An 18,756-nucleotide genomic window follows, 5' to 3' on the forward strand; every position below is an offset into this window, starting at 1 on the left:
AAACTCTTCAGTAACGTGGTCGTGATAAAGCGGCCAATATTCCCAGCACAACCGCACAAATCGCCAGGCCGCCCGCTTCACGAGCCATCTCAATGTTCATACTACGCATCCCCACTTCACTAAACATAAACCCTTCAAAAACCGGTGGCCACTGATAAATAGCTGCGATCACATACATAAGGCTAACCAAGGCCAGAAACCACCAACGGGCTACCCCGGCATAGGCCATAAAGCAGGCTATGGCTGCCAATCCATAAATAGGCACCCAAACTTCCGGATCAGGATCATTGTATTGGAAAGCCGCAAAAAGTAAAAATAGCAGTCCAAATACGATAGAAAGTATCTTTTTCATTTTGTAAAAAATCAAATCAAACGAAGCTCTTTTAGCGCTCCTTCTCTTTTCTCATTGACAATACTCCGCTACAGCATTATTAGCATCGGCGTAGCCCAGATTTTGCGCCTGTTTTAAGCTCAGACAACCGCTTTCGCGCTGATTTTGTAAGAGCTGCGCGATACCTAACCCATAGAACGCCTTTCCGAATTTAGGATCAGCCTGGACGGCCTGCTGAAAGTCAGTTGTAGCGCCCGGAAGATCTTTCTGCTGGAAACGAAGATTTCCCCGGTTATACAAAGCCAGCGCATTCTTTGGATCTAATGTAATAGCCTGCGAAAAGTCGTTTAGGGCTGGTTGGGTTTGTCCCTGGGTAGCAAACAGCTGGCCTCGGTTCAAATAGATTTCTGCAGTAATGCTTCGGCTGGTGTCAGGCGCCAACCGGATAGCATCCGAATAATCTTTAACGGCACCCGTCAAATCATTTTGGGCTACCTTAAGCAGTGCCCGATTGTAATAGGGCCGGTAAAAACCGGGTTCCAGCTTAATGGCCTGATCATAATCTAACGTAGCGTTGGCGTATTCTTTCAGCTCAAAATAAGCGACCCCACGCGAGTTGAAGGCTTCCGCATTATCGGCATCGGCTTCTACAGCCTGGTTCAATACCTGCAGCGCTTCCCGGAATTTACCTTCTTTCAGATAATTTCTTCCTTGTTCAATATGCTTATCAGCCGAAGTACAAGCGCTGAAAATGAACAACGTACAACAAAAACTATAAAACGAACGCTTCATCACTCATCTATTTTATGCGCAAAGGTACAGTTGAAATTTGGTCGTTTGTCCAACAATTGCTTAACTTTGCATCGGCAAATCGGTGCTACCAGCTCCTGCTGAATCCCCCAGGTCTTGACCGAAGCAAGGGTAGGTGGTTGTAGCGGTGAGACATTGGTTTGCCATTTTTTGTTTCCGTCCATCACGAATAGTAGTTTCGCGGAATCAATTTGTTTGTTTAGCGGCCTACGCGGACAGTTTGTACCGAACCGCTAAATCCTTTAACTCCCGCATGGACCTGCTCAGCCAACTTGTTACGTCATTTAACGACGCTTTTCATACCGACTCAACCACGCCTGAGTCTGAGCCGCTTTTGATCTGTTCTCCCGGCCGCGTAAATCTTATTGGCGAACATACCGACTACAATGAAGGGTTCGTTTTGCCAGCTGCCATCGACAAAGCTATTTATCTGGCAGTCGGGCCACGTGATGACGATGAACTTCACTTTGTTGCGCTTGACATCAACAAAACGTTTCGCGGATCAATTCACAATTTGCTACCTACCCATACCTGGGCCGATTATTTACTGGGTGTTGCGGCACAAATGCGTCTGATTGATCAACCGATCCGGGGTTTCAATTGTGTGTTTACCGGAACCATTCCAATGGGTTCGGGGCTGTCGTCATCGGCAGCGCTGGAAAACGGGGTTGGATTCGCACTCAACGAATTGTTTCAGCTTGGGCTTGATCGTACTACGTTGCTGAAACTATCGCAACGAGCCGAAAACGATTTTGTCGGTGCGAAAGTGGGGATCATGGATATGTTTGCGAGCATGATGGGAAAAGCCGATCATGTGATCAAGCTCGATTGCCGGTCGCTTGAGTACACCTATGCTCCTCTGCAAATGGATGGCATCCGTATCGTTCTCTGCGACTCTCGGGTCAAACATTCGCTCGTTACGTCGGAATACAATACCCGACGGGCTGAATGTGAAGCCGGTGTTCGGTTCCTGAAAACGTTTTATCCCGACATAAATAGCCTGCGCGACGTAACGATGGCGATGCTCGATGCGCATCTGAAGGAGACTGAAGCGTTAATCTATCGTCGCTGTGCCTACGTTGTTCAGGAAAACCAACGCTTATTAGACGGCGTTAAAGCGCTCGAAGCGGGCGACATTCGCACCTTTGGTCAGTTAATGTATGGCTCACACGAGGGACTTAGCGAATGGTATCAAGTAAGTTGCCCGGAGCTGGATACTTTAGTAGCTATTGCGCGCAAACACCCCGGCGTACTGGGAGCCCGTATGATGGGAGGTGGCTTCGGTGGCTGCACTATAAATTTAGTGAGAGAAGAGGCTCTGGAGGATTTTACGCAACTGATTACCAAACAATATAAAGCCCAAACGGGTAAAGATACGTACCTTCACGTTTGCAAAATTCAAAACGGTACGAACCTGGTTAGTAAGTCTGTTAGTCCATAACTTTATATCGTATAACTGACGGTCTTACCAACTCACTGACTTATTTAATTTTGTTTAACTATGAAATTTTTCATTGACACGGCCAATCTGGCCGACATTCGCGAAGCCCAGTCGATGGGTATTCTCGACGGCGTCACGACTAACCCATCGTTGATGGCCAAAGAAGGTATCACTGGCAAAGACAACGTGATGCGCCATTACAAACAAATCTGCGAAATCGTAGAAGGCGATGTAAGCGCAGAGGTTATCTCGGTGAAATACGAAGAGATGATCAAAGAAGGCGATGAACTGGCCGAAATCGACGAAAACATCGTCGTTAAGGTTCCAATGACAGCCGACGGTGTAAAAGCCATCAAATATTTCTCGGAAAAAGGAATCCGCACCAACTGTACGCTGATCTTCTCAGCTGGTCAGGCGCTGCTGGCGGCTAAAGCAGGAGCATCGTTCGTATCGCCGTTCGTTGGTCGTCTGGACGATATTTCAACCGACGGTATGGCGCTGATCGAGCAGATCGTTACGATTTTCACGAACTACGGTTTCACAACCGAAGTACTGGCCGCTTCAGTACGTCACCCAATGCACGTTATCCAGTGCGCTGAAATTGGTGCCGACGTAATGACCGCTCCATTAAGCGTGATTAAAGCGTTACTGAACCATCCTCTTACGGACAGCGGACTTGCCAAATTCCTGGCCGACCACGAAAAAGCGTCTCTTCCCGTAAAAAAGTAAAAAAATAGTTGTCAGTAATCAGTCGTTACCTTATTACATAGCGTTACCGGCTGATTACTGACAATCCATAATTATACGTATGTTTTCTACCGAATCCGTTCTTAGTCTCGATCACGCGGACATCTACCAGGGCACCAAATTAATTCTGGGCGATGTATCGTTTCAAATACACAAGGGCGATTTTGCCTATCTGATCGGGCGAACGGGCAGCGGGAAAACTTCTTTATTAAAAACGTTGTATGCCGACCTGTGGCTTCAGAACGGCAAAGGGTTTGTAGCTGGCTATTCGCTCGACAAGCTAAAACCTCGGGATGTTCCGTTTCTACGCCGTAAAATTGGCATCGTTTTTCAGGACTTTCAGTTATTCCCTGACCGTACTGTCGAGGAAAATCTGCGTTTTGTACTGAAAGCAACGGGCTGGAAAAAAACCAACGACATGAACAATCGGATCGCCGATGTATTGATGCAGGTTGGTTTGGGTACCGCTCAGAAAAAAATGCCGCATCAGCTATCGGGGGGCGAGCAACAACGGGTTGTTGTTGCGCGTGCTATGCTCAATGAGCCTCTTGTTCTGATTGCCGATGAACCAACCGGCAACCTTGATCCTGCGGTTTCGGATCAGATCATGAAAGTTTTCCAAGCCATTAACAATGCCGGAACAGCCGTTCTTATGGCTACGCACAACTACGACCTGCTTAACAAATATCCGGCCCGCGTACTACGTTGCCAGGATGGACAGGTAGTTGAGCTGGCCGGATAATCTCGCCTTGATCTACTCTGATTTACTGCTTCACTAATTTATATCGCTGGCTATTGCCATCAACTTCGATCTCAAGGATATATAGTCCACTTAAAGTTGACTCCATATCCAATTCGGCCACGCTATTTCTGAAGGTTAGGTTTTGGCTTTTTACAACCTGTCCTGCCGAATTAATTAGTTTTATAGCTACAGTATTGCTTTTGAACGTAGCGTAAGCGGGTTTCTGAATCCGGCATATTTTATCGACAGGGTTAGGCATCAACAAAAATGTATTGTCAACCGATTCAACCCCTAGTACTATATCTATTCGAACAGCAATAGGTGTAGAGGTCGCCGTACACCCATTAGGCCCTGTGACAACTACAGCGAAGTTACCCGTTTGAGCTGCTGCATACGTACTGTTTGTTGCCCCCGTAATAGAACTTCCATCTTTTAGCCACTGATACGTATATCCATTACCTGTATTTGCCGCCAAACTGACTGTATTAGGCTGCAATGCTGTTGTTTGCCCCTGAGCCGTTATCGTAGCCGTGACCCCTTCTTTCATTGTGACAACAATAGCCGCTGAAGACGCAGAACATCCGCTTTGCGATACAGCTACAACGTAACTACCAGCCTGACTCACTCCATATACGGCTTGCGTTGCTCCTACTATTGGTTGCCCATCTTTCAACCACTGGTACGTAGCACCAGAAGCACTAGGTGTGCTCAGATTAAGTATTGAGCCAGTACATACAGCAGCTGGACCTGACGGTGAAACTGTTACATTTTTAGAATCAATGATTGTAAAAGGCGCACTTTCATCACCTATAATTACAGCTTTAGCCTGCTCCGCTACGATCCGTACACGATAGTTCGTTCCAGGAGTAAGGCTTGCTGGTAATTGAATAGTAGCTGTCGAGTTTTGGAAGGTGGCTGCAATAGACGTGAACCCAGTAACCGTTGATATCTCTGCCCGATAGCGAATGGTAGTACCAGGTGTAAAATTCAGTGTAAAAGGAACCTGCATGGTATTACCAGCACAGGTTGTCAGTGAGTTCATGGTGGGCGTTACCGTCCGGCTATCGTAAATCATTATTCCTTGCCGTTGATTAGCCAGCCAAACTCGGCTGTCGGCCCCAACGTAAGCAGTTGCCCTCTGGTAGTCATTAACAATTACTGTAGGATCGCCTGTAGGCTCCCAGCGGTTATTGGCATATTTATAAACCCGACGTAATCCAAACAGAGTTGGTTGATTATTGGGACCAATAGCAAACCCATTCGTTATTATTTCATTCTGATCTTTCGTTATGTCCAATAGAGTCGTTGCCTCCCAGGTTTGGTCAGCTTTTTGGCGAGCTACGCCAAAATCGCCATATACCCAAAGATTACCTGTCGAATCAGCAGTTATCTGAGTAAAGCTTGCATAATAATCTATAAGGTTCGAGAATCCGACATTACTTCTGCTCAACCAATTCCATTTGGCACCATCATAATAGCCAATAAACTGTTGATTTGCACCCGATGCCACCCAAAGTCGATTGTCTTTATCGACTGCCACACTACTAATAGTTGTCCCCGTAGTGGGCAAGGCCGCCCACTGGCTTCCGTTAAAAGAATAAATCTGATTCGTGTTGTTTTGAACAGCGTACAACAAATTCTTTTTATCGAAAACCAAGTGTTTGGCAGACATCTGAGAGGCCGCCGGAGGGTTCGCAAACTTTTGCCATTTGTTATTAATAAACTGGTATAGACCGGTGTAATGCTGTACCCACGGTCTTTCATTATTGTCCAGCGCCATTACGGTAATGTAATTCGGCAATACTCCATTCGTGGTTTTTGGCGTATGAGCAGCCCATGTACGACCATCTGCTGTGCTATAAACACCGTTGGTTGTTGCTACCCATACCGTTCCGGATGGTCCTCCTCGTATGACCTGAACCTCTGAACGGGGCAACGTACTATTTGCTCCATTAATAAATGTCCACCTGTTTCGATTAGCTCCTGTTTCAAACGTACTGGCCTTAGGTATAACAACTCTGGAACTATCATTATCCATCAGTTCTGCGTCATAGTAATACGTTGTGTTTGGCTCCAGATTATTAAACATGACAACAGGATACGTAACAAGGCCACCATCATCGGGATGATTGTATCGTAGGGTTTGTGACTGAACCGGCGCCTGTGGAGCACTGGATTTATACAAACGTAGCGTCATCGTTGCAGAGCTTGATACGGTTGGTTCATTACCCCAGCTCACAGGCAATGAAAGCGGATATTTTTTTTGAGAAGTTTCCAGTGTCGTTAACGAAAAATAGGCGTTAGGTCCTACTTTATAGGCATTATAATCAGACCATGACCCCTCTTCCGTACCTTTCACTGCTTTCACGCGCCAGGAAGCCCCATATCCAGAAGGCGTACCATCTGTAAACGTAAAGGACGTCTGAGTTGAGGTCAAACTGCGAATGCCGTAGACATTTGCGACCTCTATCTTATAGCTCGTTGCTCCTTCAACTGGCTCCCAGCTCAGTAATCCCTGACGCACGTTTTTCGCTAAATGGACCGGCAGTTTTTGTACAGGAGGCATTATTCCCGAAATAGTACCCACGTTTAACCGCCCTACGACCGACCAGTTGCTCTCTCCGAGTGAATTAACCGCTTTAACCCGCCAATAATAAGCCGTATTCGCCTTCAAGTTATAGGCCCTAAATTGAGAGAAGAGAACAAGGGAATCGGTAGCAATGGTGCTGAAGTCTGCATTTTCTGATACCTGAATACGGAATCGCTCGCTTCGTTCACCTGGCTGCCATTCTACATACGCAAATGATTTCGTTACGTTTACGGCCTGATTAGAAACCGTTGGTAAAGAAGGTGCTTTATCGATTGGCACTAAGCCCGATGCATCAGCTAGCCTGCGCATCAATTCGTTGCTGACGGGATGAAACTCCAGGATGGGGTAACCACAGGAACCCATTGTATAATTCTTACGTGTCACCGGAACGCCTGTATAGCAATTTCCGCCTTCACTAACATTGCAACTATCCAGCGGTCCACCCGGCCAGGAGCAGTCATTTAAGTGAGCAGAACCAAACATATGCCCAATTTCGTGAGCACTCAGATGGGTTGTATAATAACTACCAGGCTGCACATAACCCGCCACACCAAAATCGGATAACCTTGTCTGACCTCGATAAGCAACGCCAGAAGCGCCACTCTGCTTACCAGTATAACCAAAAACAATATCGCGTTTTACATTCTGTAGGTTTTGCCGCCACCAGGCAGCCATACTACTTAAATGACTATCTGTAGTAGCGGCAACGTAAGGCTCCTGCTTATCCCAAACATGGATGTAAACAACCGTTAGCTTCACGTTAATATTACGCTCGAAGACTTCCGATGCTTCGCGAATTCGCTCATACACCAACCGGCGAATAGCGGAGACATCGCCGTTGTAGGCTTGGTAAAGCTTATAGTCAGCATCAACCGCAACCCGACATTCTAACTTTTGCTGCGCTTTCATTCTCGCCCGCGCATACGTCGTATCCCGGTTTAGACTATTCATCAGTTGCTGAATCGCAGGAGTAGGGCTTACATCAGGGGTGCCGCAATTGAACGATGAGAGAGGATTTTGGGCAAGAACAAACCGAGTGGCTACCAAGAGTAGGCACAGTAACGTATACTTTTTCTTCATGTGTGGTATAGCTATTCCTATTATTTAGCAATAAATCAATACGTTACCAATGATACTTCAAAGTACTATATACTAGGCGGTAGGTTAGTGGCCAAATTTCTTCAGTCAAAAATGTGAATAGACAGTGTCTACTCGTTCGGAACAAACAGCACCGCATCGGCGACGACCACGCCATCTGAATCGTTGGTTGAGACTTCTACGTACCCTTTTGTGCCTGTCGCTAGTTTCAGTTTACCCAAAGAAACCCATTCGCCAGAGGTTTGTCCTTCTACCCGAATGTCAGACTCACGAATTGTCATGGATTTTACATCCTTTCCATCCGAAACGGTAAACATTGTTTTTTGCGATGCATCAGCAAGTTTTGGCACATACACATACACCTGATAATTGCCCGCTTTTTTGATCGTGGGTGCAAATCGCACCGTTTTTACGTCGCCACCTTTTGCGGTCAAATAACTAGGGCCATATGCCCCTTTAGGATTATTGTCACGAGTCCAGTCGCCAGTACGCACAACCTGTATGGGGTCATCGTTATCGACTAAAATTTCAGCCGTGCTATGATCAGCCAACGGGTTTGCTGTAAGCTCGTGCTGCAATTTCGCTACGTCGATGGCTTGAACCGATGTTTTTCCGTCAATAGCCATACTGGCTGCAACGGCCGACGATTGGCCCAGCACCATAAATACGGGTTCCATACGTATAGATCCGTAAGCAATATGACTAGCCGACAGACAAACTGGAACGAGCAGATTCTTACAGTCGCTGGCTTTAGGAATCAGGCACCGGTACGAAATCGGGTAAGGGGGAAAACCACCAATTTGCACATCACCTTCATTCTTAACCATTTTCACGCCATCCTTTTCAATAACCAGGCGTTGGCAATTGTGCGAATCCATGGTATAGGCAGCCATACCGACCCCGTCTTTCACCACCTCTTTCCCCTGACAATTCGCCTGCGTCATTACGTAGGCACCCACCATGCGACGAGCCTCCCGCACGTACATTTGCGTTGACCAGTTACCCGAATCAGCGTATTCATCTTTGGGGTAGCCCAATTTTAGCATTTCTGCCTGAATGTCTTTCCGCATGCGTGGATCATGGCCAATGAAATACAGCAGCCCTTTATTATACAATTCGTGCTCCCGCTGAATGGCCGCCCGACGCTCATAAGTAGCCTCAGGAAAATCGTAATTCATGCCGATCATATCAGTCGAAAACGGCCCATTGTTATTGATATCCGTTTTCTGATTGGGCATCCGGTCAGGTTTCAGGATTGTCTTAAAAGACAATTTTGGATCTTTTTCAATGGCTCTCAAAAGCAATTCATATCGAGTCGAATCATAGCCCTCTGGTCGGGTAATCGGGAGCATATTGGCCGGATCGCTACTTAGACAAATGCGGAAATTGTAAGCCTGCACCTGCTTGTTGCCAGTCCCATTCGGCAAAACAGTAGCCGTACTGATTCCCCAAAGCAACCCACTGTCAGGCTTTCCGGGCACTACGTAGGGATCGACTCCATCCGCGAATTGATGTTTATTCATGAGCTGGAAGCCATTATACGTTTCGCCGTATGTTTTATTATCTTCCCGACCAACTGTATAACTGACGCCCGCTCTAGCCATCAAATCTCCCTCGTAGGTACAATCGAGAAACATTTTCGCCCGAATAATCTGGGCCTTGCCCGACGATGTTGATGGTTCTACCGTAATGCTTTGAATGGTTCCGTTCTCTTTTTGCGCCGAAACAAGCCGATGCGCGTATAGTACGTTCACGTTGGCTCGTTTGATGTAATCCTTAAAAAGGTCTTCTGCTACGTGTGGCTCAAAAATCCATTGTTCAAACTTACCATAGTGTCTTCCGATTCGTCGGTAATAGTCACGGGCAATACCAGAAATAGCATATTTATTGCCAATGTCTGTATACCCTAATCCGCCCGATGTCAATCCGCCCAAATGCCGTCCGGGCTCAATCAGCAGTACAGATTTGCCCATCTCCCGGGCGGTGTAAGCGGCAATAACACCAGCCGATGAACCGCCGTAAATACAAATATCGACCGTTTGGGGGATGGCCTGCGTGAACGAATCTGTACTGAAAAGAGAGATACAGAAAAGTAGGGTAACTATTTTTTTCATGCCTGTCCAAAAGCTAGGGAGTTACTAATTGCTGGAGATAAGACGGATAATTTTTCCCGTTTCCATCGCCAATGGTAATACTATCGCCAAAGCAAACGATACGATTTTTGAGTAGCTGGTTTTGGGTAAGGAAGGTATAAACAGCAATACTCATTACACGATAACCGTCGGGAGTTGGATGAATGCCGTCCGTTTTATTACTGTTCGCTTCATTCTTAATCAAGCTACTGGCTTCCAGACCAATATGCCCAACTTTCTCAAAAATGTGGTGCATATCCAGCAGCGGAAATTGATTATCGGCGGCAATCTTACGTATCGTACCATTTACTTTCTGCTTCCGAACGGCATGGCCTTCTGGCGCATAAAAGGCAGGATCGTGCCTCGTCATAAGGTAGGGTTCGTAGGCGGGCAGAATCGTCATGAGCATCACCTGGCTTTGAGCAGCAACCAGCTTGGCGCAAATCATCCGAATATTTTGCTCATAATTGGCTAAGGGTACGTGCTTTCGGCTGTTCATATCATTCGTACCAATCATCAAAATCGTTAGCTCAGGTTTATGAGCTAAGCAATCTTTATCGATTCGCGCTAGTAGATCAACCGTATTATTTCCGCCAACGCCAGCATTAATAATGGTCGGAACCGGTGGGGCCGACTGGCTTAGTCCGTTGGCGAAAGTAGAGGACGTTGTCAACGAGCCAAGGGCTAATGCGCCTTGTAAAAACGTTCGTCGTTGCATAATAGATGTAGCTGATTTATGGTATCCTCCTCTTCATAATGTAAAGAGAGGATACCATAAACAGAATAATGAAAAAAGACTAATAGCCAGGATTTTGGGTCAGCTGCGGATTCACATCCCGCTCAGTCTGAGGAATTGGGAAGAGATAATGCTGTTCGCCCACAACGATAGTCGGATTTTGCGCTTTCATAGCACTGATCAACCGTTTGGTACGAACCAGATCATACCACCGATGGCCTTCAAAAGCCAGTTCCAAACGACGTTCCAGTAACAGACTGTCCCGGAACTGTGCCTGATTCAGGTTCGGCGTCAGATTGGGCAAGCCTGCTCGATTTCGAATCCGGTTCATCATCGTATAAGCCTCTGTGTTGTTAGCGCCTTGTTCATTCAGAGCTTCAGCATACATCAACATTACGTCGGGGTATCGAATAATGGGGTAGTTATTACCTCCATCAGCATTGGCGGTTGCGCTCAGGTCCAGGTACTTATAAACGTAACAGGGGAACAAAACGCTGGACGGAGCTGCGGGTGTAGACGTAGCCGAATAAAGCCGTAACGTTACGTTACGTCGTTTATCATCGGCTCGGTAAGCACGATACAGATTTTCGGTTGGGGGATCATCGCCAAAACCAGCAACCCCATTAACCCGGTCGAAGTTTGGCCGCATGTAGCCCTGCATCCAGCTTCCTTCGTTAAATCCACCACTTAGTGCCTGCATCTCGAACACGGCCTCTTTGCCATTTTTATTGGCAATTAGAAAGGCATCGGCAAAATTGGCCCACAAATCATACGTGTTCAGGTCGATTACTTCTTTGGCTTTTACCGACGCTTTGGCCCAGTCCTGACGAGTCAGGTACACTTTCGCCAGAAAGGCCTTAGCCGCACCTTTCGTAGCGCGCCCGCGATCAGCCCCCGTATACGTAACAGGCAATATATTCTCCGCTTCCGTGAAATCCTGAACGATCAGCGCATATACGTCATCAACCGACGCGCGTGATACGTTCAGATTACTTAACGAAGTCGTTTCGGCGGTAATCAGCGGCACACCGCCAAAGAGCCGAACCAGTGTGAAGTAATAGAATGCCCGCATAAACTTGGCTTCAGCCACGTAACGTGCTTTCAGGTCGTTGTCCATCGGGATAGCCGGTACCCGAGTGATTACCGTATTGGCCCGGTTAATGCCCGCATATATCGTCGACCAGATTGACTGAAACGTTACGGTAGCTGGCGTGAACGTATATTTATCCAGATCATTTTTCGGCTGGTTGGCCGTGGAACGGCCATTTCCCCACTCCGAATCGTCGGTAGCCTGGTCCTGCAGAATCCACATGATCTGCGCGTATAAATTCGCGGAATTCAGTGGGTCATACACCGAGCTGACAGCTGCTTTAGCGTCGTCGGCATTTTTGTAGAAATTGGTTGGGGTAAAGTTTGATTCCGGCTTCTGGTCCAGTACTTCGCAGGAGGTCATTCCGCCCAGAAGTAGCCCAAACAGCATTAGTATCTTTTTCATGGAGGTTCGTGTTAAGGGTTAGAAACCAACGTTTAAGCCAAACAGTAACGTTTTAGCAGCCGGATAACTCGCATAGTCGAAACCCTGGCTCCGGCTATCCTGGCCAAAGCGGCTTACTTCCGGATCGTAGCCCGAATACTTTGTCCAAGTCAGATAATTCTGTGCCGTTACGTATACACGTGCTGACTGAATTTTCAGACTTTTTATCAGCGGGGCCGGCAGATTATACGCCAGTTGAATGTTTTTCAGCCGCAAATACGATCCGTCTTCAATCTGGCGGGAAGAAATCCGGTTGGCCGGGCGTGTGGTCGATGCACGGGGAATATCGGTGTTCGTATTCGTAGGTGTCCATCGATTCAGCATATCACGGTCCTGGTTGGTTGTGGCATTCAGATACTCTAACTCAAAGCGATTGGCATTCAGGATATTATTCCCATAAACACCCTGTAGAAAAGCCGTTAGTTCAAATCCTTTGTAAGAGAACGTATTGCTGATACCACCAATAAATTTAGGCTGTGCCCGCCCGATGATTGTCCGGTCATTATCGTCAATTTTCTTGTCGCCGTTCAGATCCAGATATTTACGATCGCCAGGTTTTCTGGCCTGCGGATCGCTCAAAGCCGCCAGCTCATCGGTCGATTGGTAGAGACCATCCGTAACGTAGCCGAAGAAAGAGCCTAGCGGTTCGCCAACCCGAATAATGCCTGAGTTCAGGTTCTGGCCGATATTAGCTACGCTCCCCGCAAAAATCTGTGGCGCCCCGCCAATGTCCAGCACTTTATTCCGATTAAGCGCAAAATTCACGTCGGTACTCCACTTGAAAGCGCCGTCGATGTTCCGCGACGAAATACTCAGTTCTATCCCTTTGTTTTCGACTTTACCCAGGTTTTTAATGGCGCTCGAATAACCCGACGTGCTTGGAATCGTTACGTTCAGCAGCAAATCTTTCGTCTGTTTTATGTACGCATCGGCGGTTACCGTAATCCGGTTATTCAGGAAACCAACGTCAACGCCCAGATCGGCCTGTGTAGTGGTTTCCCACGACAAATCAGGATTCGCAATCTGGTTGGGTCCAAGCCCCGTCGATACCGCTCCTCCGAAGACGTAGTTCTGTGTACCGAGCAACGAATAGGCTGGATAGTTTCCGATACCGTCCTGGTTGCCCGTCGATCCATACGTAGCGCGCAGTTTCAGATCGTTGACCACCGAATTATTTTTCAGAAAGTCTTCTTCCGACATACGCCAGGCTAAAGCCACTGATGGGAAATAACCATACTGTTTGTTTCCTCCAAACCGCGACGAACCATCGGCCCGGAACGAAGCGGTCAGCAAATATTTGTCGTTATAGCCATAGTTGACCCGCGCCAGATAGGATTCCAAGCCCCACGTACCGATCCCCGACTCGGGCGTTAACGGCACCGAGCCAGACGCCAGATTGCTCGACCCTAAATTATCGTTTACGAAATTACGCGCCTGGGCCCGGCTGGATTCAGTACGATTCGCCTGCTGCGTATAGCCAATCAGCGCCGTTATGTTGTGGATGCTGTTGAACGTTTTTGAATAGGTCAGCAGATTTTCGTTCAGCCACGTAATCGATTGACCATTGAAGATAGAGGCCGCTCCTCCTTGTGCCAATCCGCTTGATACGGAACGGGGCAGGTAAGAATCCTGCTTTTGAATAACCCCGTCAATGCCTAACGATACGCGTAAGCTTAGCTCATCAATAATCTGATAATCTCCGAACACATTCCCAAATACGCGATAAGCCGTATTACGATTTTTACTATCCCGCGCCAACGCAACCGGATTATCTGCCGTGAAGCTCAACGCTGGATCGTTCAGCAAATAAGAACCATCTGCACTACGAACAGGCAGAATGGGAGGAAATTGCAGGGCGGCCATCGTTACTTGCCCAGAGCTTCCTAAATCACCGTCAGTACGTGATTGATTGGTAAGCGTCCGGTTAACGGTCAGATTGTTACCGACTTTAATTTTATTGGTCAGTTTCCGATCCAGGTTGACCCGGAACGAATACCGATCAAAATCAGAATTGACAACAATACCATTCTGTTTGAAATAACCGCCCGAAACTGCATACTGCGTACGTTCATCTCCCCCGCTAATCGATAGCTGATAGTTCGAGATCGGCGCTTGCCGGAAAATTTCGTCCTGCCAGTCTGTACCTACCCCAAACGCATCGATCTGTGCCTGCGAATAAATACCCGGCCTTCCTTCATTGGTATTAGCATCATTCACAAACTGAGCGTATTCGCGCGCATTCAGCACCGGATATTTCCGACGAACGTTCTGCACTCCATAATACGTATCGAAATTAATCGTCGACTTTCCGGCCTTACCCCGTTTGGTTGTAATAATCACAACTCCGTTTGCCCCCCGCGACCCGTAAATAGCGGTCGAAGATGCATCCTTCAACACCGACATCGATTCGATATCGCTGGGATTGAGTGTACTCAATACGTTGAAATTCGATCCACTGCTGGCACCATCGTTCTTAAACGGAATCCCATCAATAACATAAAGAGGTTCGTTATCGCCCTGGATAGAATTGCCACCCCGTATACGGATACTGGTTGTTCCCCCCGGTGCACCCGAGTTCTGGGTAATCTGCACACCGGCTGCCCGACCCTGCAACGCCTGATCGAGCGACGTAACAGCTACTTTCCGGATTTCGTCAACCGGTACCGTAGCGACAGCGCCGGTAAGATCACTCTTTTTCACCTGCCCATAGCCTACTACAACCACCTCGTTCAGCGATTTTGTGTCAGGCGCCAGTTGTATATTAATGGTTGATTGATTCCGAACAACCAATTCCTGACTCAGATAGCCTACGAAGCTAAAAACAAGCGTAGTATTGGCATTAGGCACATTGATCTGGTAATTACCCTGGGCATCGGTAGTAGTTCCTCGGGGCGATCCTTTTATCACGACGCTCACACCGGGTAAGGCTTCGCCCGTTTCGCTGGTTACCCGTCCGCTCACCCGAATGTCAGCCGAAGCGTTCTCTGTCGTCTGAATCGTTTTCAAAGGAGCCAGCCCCACCAACGACACACCCTCAGCGGTTGCGGTTGTGGTAGGCTCAGATACGTTGCTGGCTGCTTTATTACCGTTTTTCGGCGGCAAAATCAGGTAGGCTCCTGAACGTATTTTTTTGAATCGTAGGCCATACGGTTTTAGTAACGACGAAAGATTCGTTTCCAGACGGGCATTAAAATTAAGCGGCTCGGTCGGCGTAAGGTGGCGCACAACAACAGACTCTTCAAAAAGAATATCGACTCCGTAATGTTCTTTTAATTGTAGCAGCGATTGTTTGAGTGTTTGGTTAGACGTACTGTGGACTTTGTTTAACCCGCCAGCGGTCGTTTGCTGGGTGGTTCGAACAAAAGCCAGAGTCTGGGCGGTGGCATAACCATAGCCCACGCTAAGTAGACAACTGGTTACCAGCGCAATGGGTAGCGATTTGCTCATTGAGTGATTAGGATTTCGGAAGTAGTTGAAAAAATAAGCTTTTGGTCGCGGTGGCTGACTTTCAGATCGAGTAGCTCAGCAAGAGCCTCGGCAAGCTCATCTGAGGAGCCCGCCCGAATTGTTCCTGTAAGCGTTCGATGGGCCAATGCAGGATCATTCAGTTGTACAGTGACGCCAAAAACCGTCTGAATCTGACGAGCCACATCGCGTAACGGGGTATCATTAAAATTAAATAAACGATAGCGCCAGTTGGCAAATCGTGTTGTATCCGTATGGTCTTGTAGATGCAGCGTACCGCGTTTATCGAGTGTCACCCGGTCGCCAGGTTTCATCAGCAACTGGCGAGAAGCCCGATCAGTGGCAACGTAGTGTAGATTGACTCGTCCTCGTTTAAGAACAACCTCCGCCTGGGCCGCATGACTACGTACTGAAAACTCAGTGCCTAAAACCTCTACCGCCAACCCATCCGTAACCTGAACAATGAATGGCTGATTATTGGGTAAATGTTTCACATCAAAAACCGCATCACCACGTAGCGTAACCTCTCTTGATAACCATCCATACCCAAGCCGGGGTATGTCTATGGATGAATTGCTGTTGAGTGCAACGGTTGAGCCATCGGGCAGATTTAGAGCGCGTAACTGATGAGAACTGGTCGCAATTGTCTGATAAAACAAGGGTTTTCTAAATAACCAGCCACTTATCAGGAGAGCCAGCGTTACGGTAGCGGCAACCAGCCATCGCCCCGGATGCCAGAATGGACGAGTCTCGGCTACCGACGAACGTACCAAACGGCTAGGGGCTTCATCGGGCGATTCGATCCGCTGGCGAAACAGGTCAAGATTGCTAGCCACATTCGGTGCATACTGCGGATAAGTCCGCTCCCATTCATCGAGCCACTGGAAATAGGTTTCCAGATTTTCAGGCCGATGCAGCCATTCGCCAACAGCCTTCTGTTGCACCGACGTGGCCTGACCAGCGAAATAGGCAAATAACAACTCTTTAGGAAGTTCCATGATGAGGTGCGAAGCGTTATGACAAAGCAGCTATTATCAGTAATCCCCAGCTAATCAGCCGTTGCTGACGGAGGTACTGTCGAACTGTTGACACAGCACGTAGTAAGTGATTTTCGACGGTTTTGGGCGATAGACTCATTTCGGCGGCAATCTCTTTGTACGATTTGCCTTCAAAACGACTCAGTAAAAACACCCGCTGGCGCTGGGGCGGAAGCTGCTGAACAACCTGTTCTAAAGCCCGGTATAACTCATCCTGCTGTAGCAGCCGATCAGGCTGGGCGGTATCAACATCCGGCCGATCCAAATCGTCGGGCAGCGTTTCCTGGCGATCAAGCTCCCATCGTATGCTGTTATAGGCACGATTACGTACTGCCTGATAGAGATAAGCCCGATAGGACCCTGTTATTTGCTTGTAGATCTCTTTTGTATAGAATGCGTAGAAGAGGTCAGCAACCAAATCTTCGGCTAGCTGACGGTCATAGACAAAGCGTATGGCATGGCTACACAAGGGCGCAAAATATTGCCGAAACAATAGTTCACACCCCATTTTCGGATCCGTAGCAAATGTGGTACGGATAAATAGTTCACTATCATTAGGCACCGACGATAGAGAGTCTCGCCTGGGTACAGGCGGTGTTCCGTCGGGTACCGGATCGGGGCTGCGCTGAAGTGGAAATCCGTTAGCTGGCATTAAGTTGAAGGGTCTACTACAGATGAGACAAGTTGGCCCATCAAATCCCCCAATCCATTTTTATTTTTTATTTATAAAATACAAGAATACCAATCTGGAGACAGAATTAGGGATAAACGTAAACTACTTCGAATCGCCCAGTACTACCCACCGATTAACTGTATTTGATGGTCCTTCCAAAACAATTTTATAGAATGATGAAGGCAGTTTGCTGACATCAATCAGCGCATTTTCTTTCTTGAGTGGCACTTCGCCCATCAGCTTATACTGATCGTGCCCGCCCGTTTCGAATTCGTTCGTTCTTGACAGCCATATCTTTACGTTGCCTTTCGGTTCCAGCGCTTTCCAGTTTATAACCAGCTGTTTTTGTTGATACGTAATCGTTGGCTCAGCTAGTGAAACTGGCCCCATCAGCGACACGCCATCAAGTTCCCGACTGATTTCGGTTGGGATCGAAACGTTCAGAAAACGAGCCAGGGTGGGCATGATATCGACTACGGCTGGCTGAGAGGTGGCTACGTATTGATTGAGCGGAGATTCATTCGTTACGATCCACGTAGTACGCTGGCGCTCCGATTGACCACCATGATTTTTGCCTGTCTGCTCATCACGTCCATGATCCGTAGTAATGAAAATGAGCCATTCTTCATGGTGCTTTTTCTGCCGTTCCTGAATAGCGGTCCAGATACGTCCGATTTCACCATCCATTTGTTTAACAGCATTGACAAACTGCGGACTATCGCCGTATCGGTGGCCCATGTCATCCGTATATTCCAGATAAACCCAGGACAAATCGGGGGCCTGAGTACTGATCGAAGCTACGGCATCCGATACAATCTGATGGTCGATTTGGGCCATAAAATTGCGTTCTTCATCATGGGGGAAACGTAACGTATCGAGTTCGTATCCATCCGTGTGATAGTCCAGTTTTACCCGGCCGGTTTGTGGTAACCCCTCTCCTACCAGCTTCGTCCGATTATCAAGCCAGCTCGAAAAAACGGCTGTCTTTTTTTCTGGATATTGTTCTTTGAAAAGCCTAAAAATGGTGGGGTAGTGATAGTTAGGCGCTTCAATACTATTATCCCAGACATTGTGTTTGTTCACCCATGTTCCGGTTAGCAAACTGTTATAACCAACCGCCGATATGGTTGGCGTTTGCGAATATGTTCCTTTGCCACCACCAACATAGGCCCGTTTATAAGCGCCCTGCTTAGCTATATTATCCAGGTTAGGAGTCGACTCTCGCTCGATTACATCGGCTGGAATGCCATCGACAATGATAAACAACGCTTTTCTTAGGCTATTCTGAGCACTCGTACAATAGGGCAGTACTACCAAACCCACTACTAATAATTGACAAATTCGAAGCATTCTTATAAAGAAAATAACAACCCTAAAGCCTATCTACTTTTTGGCATTACAAATGTACGTAAGCTACTAA

13 protein-coding genes are annotated in these 18,756 nt (G+C 47.5%); 3 read left to right on the forward strand and 10 right to left on the reverse strand.

Translation table 11 applies throughout. From position 1 onward, the window contains the following. Positions 1-7: 7 nt before the first annotated feature. Together GK108_RS29510 and GK108_RS29515 are read right to left on the reverse strand one after the other, a co-directional pair. Positions 8-352: a transmembrane 220 family protein gene (locus tag GK108_RS29510; protein ID WP_163955192.1), complete on the reverse strand. Its 345-nt coding sequence runs from the start codon at positions 350-352 to the stop codon at positions 8-10. A 51-nt stretch (positions 353-403) separates the two neighbouring features. Next, positions 404-1,123 (reverse strand): tetratricopeptide repeat protein, encoded by a 720-nt coding sequence (locus GK108_RS29515; RefSeq protein WP_163955193.1) that lies wholly within the window; start codon positions 1,121-1,123, stop codon positions 404-406. A gap of 271 nt (positions 1,124-1,394) precedes the next feature. Between GK108_RS29515 and galK the strand changes: the two genes are divergently transcribed. The 3 genes from galK to GK108_RS29530 all read left to right on the forward strand — a co-directional run bounded on the left by galK (position 1,395) and on the right by GK108_RS29530 (position 4,071). Further along, complete coding sequence (gene galK / locus GK108_RS29520) at positions 1,395-2,582, forward strand: galactokinase (RefSeq protein WP_163955194.1); 1,188 nt, start codon at positions 1,395-1,397, stop codon at positions 2,580-2,582. Positions 2,583-2,642: 60 nt separating this feature from the next. After that, complete coding sequence (fsa, locus tag GK108_RS29525) at positions 2,643-3,311, forward strand: fructose-6-phosphate aldolase (RefSeq protein WP_163955195.1); 669 nt, start codon at positions 2,643-2,645, stop codon at positions 3,309-3,311. A gap of 79 nt (positions 3,312-3,390) precedes the next feature. Further along, the gene (locus tag GK108_RS29530; RefSeq protein ID WP_163955196.1) at positions 3,391-4,071 is read left to right on the forward strand and encodes a cell division ATP-binding protein FtsE; all 681 of its coding nucleotides are present in this window, start codon (positions 3,391-3,393) and stop codon (positions 4,069-4,071) included. Between the two features lie 22 nt (positions 4,072-4,093). On the opposite strand, the gene GK108_RS29535 is transcribed toward GK108_RS29530, so the two are convergent. The 8 genes from GK108_RS29535 to GK108_RS29570 all read right to left on the reverse strand — a co-directional run bounded on the left by GK108_RS29535 (position 4,094) and on the right by GK108_RS29570 (position 18,686). Continuing rightward, positions 4,094-7,741, reverse strand: a complete 3,648-nt coding sequence (locus tag GK108_RS29535; protein WP_163955197.1) for a M12 family metallo-peptidase — start codon at positions 7,739-7,741, stop codon at positions 4,094-4,096. Between the two features lie 128 nt (positions 7,742-7,869). Then, the gene (locus tag GK108_RS29540; RefSeq protein ID WP_163955198.1) at positions 7,870-9,873 is read right to left on the reverse strand and encodes an FAD-dependent oxidoreductase; all 2,004 of its coding nucleotides are present in this window, start codon (positions 9,871-9,873) and stop codon (positions 7,870-7,872) included. A 13-nt stretch (positions 9,874-9,886) separates the two neighbouring features. Next, complete coding sequence (locus GK108_RS29545; protein ID WP_163955199.1) at positions 9,887-10,609, reverse strand: SGNH/GDSL hydrolase family protein; 723 nt, start codon at positions 10,607-10,609, stop codon at positions 9,887-9,889. A gap of 79 nt (positions 10,610-10,688) precedes the next feature. Further along, positions 10,689-12,122 (reverse strand): RagB/SusD family nutrient uptake outer membrane protein, encoded by a 1,434-nt coding sequence (locus GK108_RS29550; RefSeq protein ID WP_163955200.1) that lies wholly within the window; start codon positions 12,120-12,122, stop codon positions 10,689-10,691. Between the two features lie 18 nt (positions 12,123-12,140). Then, positions 12,141-15,608 (reverse strand): SusC/RagA family TonB-linked outer membrane protein, encoded by a 3,468-nt coding sequence (locus GK108_RS29555; protein ID WP_163955201.1) that lies wholly within the window; start codon positions 15,606-15,608, stop codon positions 12,141-12,143. After that, entirely contained in the window at positions 15,605-16,624 is a 1,020-nt protein-coding gene (locus GK108_RS29560; protein ID WP_163955202.1) for a FecR family protein, read from the reverse strand. The genes GK108_RS29555 and GK108_RS29560 overlap by 4 nt, the downstream gene beginning before the upstream one ends. A 16-nt stretch (positions 16,625-16,640) precedes the next feature. Beyond that, a complete protein-coding gene (locus tag GK108_RS29565) occupies positions 16,641-17,315 on the reverse strand; it encodes an RNA polymerase sigma-70 factor (protein WP_170305429.1) in 675 nt (224 codons plus the stop codon). A 123-nt stretch (positions 17,316-17,438) separates the two neighbouring features. Next, positions 17,439-18,686: an alkaline phosphatase family protein gene (locus tag GK108_RS29570; RefSeq protein ID WP_163955203.1), complete on the reverse strand. Its 1,248-nt coding sequence runs from the start codon at positions 18,684-18,686 to the stop codon at positions 17,439-17,441. Between the last annotated feature and the right edge of the window lie 70 nt (positions 18,687-18,756).

Origin of the sequence: Spirosoma terrae (assembly GCF_010435915.1) — a bacterium.
Taxonomy (GTDB): Bacteria; Bacteroidota; Bacteroidia; order Cytophagales; family Spirosomataceae; genus Spirosoma; species Spirosoma terrae.